Origin of the sequence: Bacillus sp. JJ634, assembly GCF_036962285.1 — a bacterium.
Taxonomy (GTDB): Bacteria; Bacillota; Bacilli; order Bacillales; family DSM-1321; genus Peribacillus; species Peribacillus asahii_A.
Genome location: NZ_JBALMU010000189.1, coordinates 1 through 4,501, shown reverse-complemented (window position 1 = coordinate 4,501; position 4,501 = coordinate 1). Strand labels below are relative to the sequence as shown.

Annotated in this window: 6 protein-coding genes; 1 reads left to right on the top strand and 5 read right to left on the bottom strand. The window is 34.9% G+C overall.

The window, feature by feature from the left end; genetic code table 11:
- Nucleotides 1–319: 319 nt before the first annotated feature.
- Together V7068_RS21370 and V7068_RS21365 are read right to left on the bottom strand one after the other, a co-directional pair.
- The gene (locus V7068_RS21370; protein WP_499714469.1) at nucleotides 320–973 is read right to left on the bottom strand and encodes a vWA domain-containing protein; all 654 of its coding nucleotides are present in this window, start codon (nucleotides 971–973) and stop codon (nucleotides 320–322) included.
- Nucleotides 974–1,050: 77 nt separating this feature from the next.
- Nucleotides 1,051–2,055 carry a macro domain-containing protein gene (locus tag V7068_RS21365; protein WP_499714467.1) on the bottom strand — a complete coding sequence of 335 codons (1,005 nt, stop codon included), beginning with the start codon at nucleotides 2,053–2,055 and terminating at the stop codon, nucleotides 1,051–1,053.
- 464 nt (nucleotides 2,056–2,519) lie between these two features.
- Between V7068_RS21365 and V7068_RS21360 the strand changes: the two genes are divergently transcribed.
- Nucleotides 2,520–3,308, top strand: a complete 789-nt coding sequence (locus V7068_RS21360) for an HAD family hydrolase (RefSeq protein WP_499714466.1) — start codon at nucleotides 2,520–2,522, stop codon at nucleotides 3,306–3,308.
- A gap of 55 nt (nucleotides 3,309–3,363) precedes the next feature.
- On the opposite strand, the gene V7068_RS21355 is transcribed toward V7068_RS21360, so the two are convergent.
- From V7068_RS21355 to V7068_RS21345, 3 genes are all read right to left on the bottom strand, one after another.
- Complete coding sequence (locus V7068_RS21355) at nucleotides 3,364–3,498, bottom strand: hypothetical protein (protein WP_499714465.1); 135 nt, start codon at nucleotides 3,496–3,498, stop codon at nucleotides 3,364–3,366.
- A 144-nt stretch (nucleotides 3,499–3,642) separates the two neighbouring features.
- Entirely contained in the window at nucleotides 3,643–4,065 is a 423-nt protein-coding gene (locus tag V7068_RS21350; protein ID WP_499714464.1) for a hypothetical protein, read from the bottom strand.
- Nucleotides 4,066–4,276: 211 nt separating this feature from the next.
- Nucleotides 4,277–4,492, bottom strand: a complete 216-nt coding sequence (locus V7068_RS21345) for a DUF3006 domain-containing protein (RefSeq protein WP_499714468.1) — start codon at nucleotides 4,490–4,492, stop codon at nucleotides 4,277–4,279.
- Between the last annotated feature and the right edge of the window lie 9 nt (nucleotides 4,493–4,501).

Here is a 4,501-nt window from a genome sequence, read left to right as displayed (position 1 = left end):
AAATGATGGTCTATTTTTTTATATCTTAAATATCAACATTATCGTTTAACAGAGCCATACTAAAAAACGCATGATGATTTACAACTCAAATCTGGAGACCATATATTATTGGCGGTATTAAAAAGTTACCTAAATCTTATGTTTCTCATGAAGTAAACAATAATGGCCCTTCTCTAAAAAACGAGAAGAGCTCTATACTAAAATATTAAATTCCTTTATGGTAGTATTTTAATTTTTAAAATTGGCTATTCAAAATTTTCCAGGGACATGAAGAGGTAGTTTTACTCCCCCTAAAATCACAAACCGTTATTTTTGTATTTTATTCATTCCTTGGGCGCCGATTATAGTCCCTTTCAATTCCTTCTTTCCAGCTTCGATTAATCTTTTTGCCACTTCGAAGGTTTACCACAGCCTCATTCACCGCTTCATAATTTAATTGCGTTCCTATATGGTCAGCATGGTATTCAACTGCGAAGTCCTCATCGATTCCAAATTGTGCAGCAGTTGAGATGGCATCGATATTGGCTCCAAGGAACATAAATTCCCAGCCATATTCCGCTTTTTGATGCTGCACCATTTTTTTAATTTTATTCGTTGTGTATTCACGGCTAGCATTTTCCATCCCATCCGTTGTAATGACGAATAGTACCTTTTCTGCACGTTCATCCTCACTTGTTCTCTTTTGTACATTAATTATTTTTTGAATGGTGAAATCAATAGCATCTAATAAGGCAGTAGTCCCCCCTACTTCATAATCTTCTTCAGTAATAGGAGATATGCCTTTTACATTTATTCGGTCATGCAATAATTCGTAAAGGTGATCGAACAATACGGTAGTGACAAAGGCTTCTCCTTCAGCTTTTTGTTGTTTCCTAAGCATCGCATTAAAACCACCAATTGTATCTGTTTCAAGTCCTGCCATGGAGCCGCTTTTATCTAAAATAAAAACTAATTCTGTTAAATTCCTTTTCATCATCGTCATCCTCCGTTCATTGATAAACTTAGGATAACAATGATTTGATAAGAAATGGTCGCTTTGAAAGCGACATTTTAAGCACCGAGTAATGGTTGATCAAAAGCAAATAAGGCTTCATTGATTTCATGAATATTATAGTTATCTTGTTGAATAAAGAACTCAATAATGACATCAAATTTACTACTACGTGACAAGGTATAACCAGCAGTAGTTAGCAACTCCATCGTTTCCTCTAAATTCAATTTTAAAGCAATGGCAAAGGCAATAGCGGTTTTCTTCTTTGGAGTATAATCGACTCCATTCCGAATTTTCGAGAATAATCGGCGGTCAATATTCGCCCTTTTATACGTCTCAACATCCGTCATTCCTTTTTCATCAATTAAACGAAGCAGCCGCTCGGAAAAAGGTTCCTCGAGTTGGTTCAACAGGTTTACTAAAGAATCGTTTGCTTCTTCGTGTAGGTCCTGCTGAAGAATTTCAACTTCCCGCAATTGGTCCATTGCATATCGTTCTTCTCTTCTAATACGATTAAACGTACTTTCTACTTCTTCTACATAATGCTCATCAATATATTGATGAATGGATGTAAACAATTTCTTGCTTAAACCGAAAGATTGCTTATCAAAAACAACGAGATAAACGAGCATGTCATAATTTAATAAAAATGAACTGATAGTGGAAACTGCAATTTGCAATGCTTCCTCTTTTGGATAACCATATATACCAGTCGAAATCAACGGAAAAGCTATAGACTCACACTGATAATTCTTTGCTAGTTCCAAAGAGTTATAGTAAGCCGCCTTTAACAGAGTTGCTTCTTGATTTGAACCACCTTGCCAAATAGGTCCCGGTGTATGAATGATAAACTTTGCATTCACTTTAAACCCATCAGTAATAACAGCTTCTCCAACCTGGCACTTACCGATTTTATCGCATGCTTCTTGCAACTCGCTGGCACCCGCTGCACGAAATATAGCACCACATACACCACCACCCATTTTCAGTGCTGTATTCGCGGCATTTACAATCGCATCTACCTTCATCTTTGTAATATCATTCCGAACGATTTCTAATGGCATAGCACCTTCCCCTTCCCCACAAAACATCTTTTTCACTATACTTCCAATCATAGCTAATTAAGGGAGTTTTAAAAAGAGGGGGACATTTATTTCAAAATGAAAAAAGCAAGACCCATTGTGACCTTGCTTTTAGCATTATTTCATTTATTATATAATAGTTCTTAAAATTATTATTATACGAATAATTTGAATAATCAAGCGGGAGGCACGATGCCGTGCCGACCTTGTAAAAGGACAAAAAAGTTGATACAAAAATGGATAAAAAAGTTTTTAATCCTTATCTTGTGTTGCTTTAGAACAATGTTTGATCAAATTAATACTAATAATATGGAATAACATTTTTATCTTGCAGAGAAACGTCTCCTGCTTCCCAATAAACTTCACTTAATCTATACACTGAGTTTACTAGGCTTTAATATTCAGATGATATGATTGGTTTAGCAACGAATGAGGAGGCAATATAAATGAATGTACGTGCAATATTTATTGATATGGATGGTACACTACTAAAAGCCTCAAACTACATTTCCCGCCGAAATATGGAAGCCGTTTATAGGCTCATTAATCAGGGAGTTAAGGTTTTTCTAGCCACTGGTCGACATTATGAAGTAACCGCTCCCTACCATAAAGAAATTGGATTACGGACTCCGATGATCTGTCTGAATGGTGCCGCTATTCACGCAGCAGAGACAGGAAGAGTTATGCAAATGAGAACTGTCCGATTGAACGAAGAACGATTTCACCATCTGACCGCTGAAAGTCCTTGTAATGTTATTATCCATACAGCAAATGGGCTTTATTGTAAGGAAACAAATGAAGAAATCGATTATTGGACAAAAGTTGGGCAAATTCCGCCACGGTATATTGGAGATTTAAGACAGGCAAATTATCAAGATGTTCTTAAATATAGTGTTCGAACAGGTGCGCCAAGTCCTGAATTATCCGCTTTGTTTAAAAAGGAAGCAGAAGTCATCGATTGGAATGACGGGTTTGAGATACTTGCTCCTAATGTTTCCAAATGGTCTGCTATAAAAAGCTTACTTACCAAATTTGGAATTAGTCCAAATGAAGTCGTAGCCATTGGAGACGGACCTAATGATATAGGGATGCTTCGTCATGCCGGTATTGGTGTGGCAATGGGAAACGCTAGCGAAAAAGTTAAAGCATCAGCTGATATTGTTACAGGACACCACGAAAATGATGGATTAGCTGAGTTTATAGAACGTTATCTTCTTAAATCATATGCGATTTAGAATTTTTTTATAATGACTTTTTGTAATAAAAAATGACAGGTGTGATTCATACCTGTCATTTCAGTTTGTCGACAAACTGAAGCTTCTTTAATATAGAAGCTTTTCCTTCTTCACCTATTTCCCATTCCCATATAGGGTTTTCTTTTAAGTCCTCAATGGTTAATTCATTAACTGATTTGCTTTTTCTCATAAATTCATCCCCCATTTAACCCTTATACATTGAAATTCTCGAAAAATAATATTAAACCCTTCTTCAACAAAACTGCGACGTTACTTGAATAAGAAAAAGGCTTTACCCCATATTGAAGTAAAACACCTGTTAGTGAAATAAGGTTTAAACTTCTTCCTGATATATTTCTGATTTTATCGGCTTTAAATTCAAAGGTATTTTAAACTTCTGAGGGTTTTCTATATGATTAAAAAAATCATCTATATCATCATAATCCATTGACCACTCTTCTGCCTCTAACTTACTTAACTCATCTGTTAATTTAAATAAAAATTCACAGTGAAGTTGTTCCATATGGGAATACTCATCTTCTTCATAAACAGTAAACTGACGTACAAAATCAAGATGAAATAATTCTTCTCCAGTAAAATCATAAACACCACATTGAAATAGGATTTCTTTATCTTCTTCTCCCTCAACTGGTTCTTTACAAAAAGCTTTAAATGTTTCCCAAACCTTTTTTATATCATCGGTATCTTCACCAATCTTATTTTTAAGATAACTTTCAGTATTCTTAACCGTAATCATTACAACAACTCCGATATTATTATGTAAGTATTCTTATTCAACTAAACTGCACTGTTTGTTTAAGTACATTATTTCACAATTCTACACTGAAAACCCCCACCCCCTATTTATGAACGGTTAAGCTGTGGCTTTGGCAGGATAAATTCCTGCCTTTTTTTCTCGTAAATACTGACATAAAAAAATCTTATACCGAAGTATAGGATTTTTCATATTAATCTTCAAATAATTCATCCATTAAATCTTCAATTTCTTGTTTCAACTTTACTTTTTCGTTTGTATCAATAGTGATTCTATCCCCATCAAATACAAGAACATCACCAACATCGGCTTCTTTGGGCAATTTAATCTTTGAAATATCTTTCATTATATCGTCGAATTCAATAACTGCAATATCTCCCTCGAAGCGATCAATAATTCCTTTTTTCATTATTTCACC